1 protein-coding gene is annotated in these 672 nt (G+C 55.8%); it reads left to right on the top strand.

Annotated features, from left to right (window positions below; all coding sequences use genetic code 11):
- Nucleotides 1-197: 197 nt before the first annotated feature.
- Nucleotides 198-672 (top strand): ABC transporter substrate-binding protein (locus tag ACR0E6_RS22405; RefSeq protein WP_480587520.1); only part of this gene is annotated, 475 nt, incomplete at its 3' end.

Raw genomic sequence — 672 nt, forward strand, 5'->3', positions numbered from 1 at the left:
CGCCTAACGACCCATTTTGGGCAAAACAATTACAAATTCTTCCCGTGCCTGTGTATTTGTTTACATAAGATTCCTGCAAAATTAATGGGTTGTTGTGAATTTTTCAGAAGCACCTCCATACTTGCTTTACGCAGAAATGCGATTTCGCCCGATGGAAGAGGAGCCAGAGGGCGGAAAATGGGAAATGGGAGGAATTAATGACTAATAAAACTGTCACACGCCGCGGCGTGCTGAAGTCCGGTGCCGTTGCGGGGACCGGTCTGGCCCTGCCTACGATCTTTACGGCTTCGTCGGCTGCCGCCTACACCAATGAACCGACGGGGTCCTCTGTCACCCTGGGGTTCAACGTCCCTCAGACGGGTCCTTACGCCGAAGAAGGCAATGACGAACTGCTGGCGCAACAGCTGGCGGTCGAGCATCTGAACGGCGAAGGCGACGGAGGCTGCCTGAACACGTTCTCGTCCAAGGCACTGCAAGGGAACGGTATCCTTGGCAAGAAGGTCGAGTTCGTCACGGGCGACACGCAGACCAAATCGGATGCCGCACGTGCATCGGCCAAGTCGATGATCGAAAAAGACGGCGCGATCATGATCAATGGCGGCTCGTCCTCGGGCGTGGCCGTTGCGGTTCAGGGTCTCTGCCAAGAAGCGGGCGTGATCTTCATGGCTGGCC

The sequence above is a fragment of the Ruegeria sp. AP12 genome (assembly GCF_056540025.1).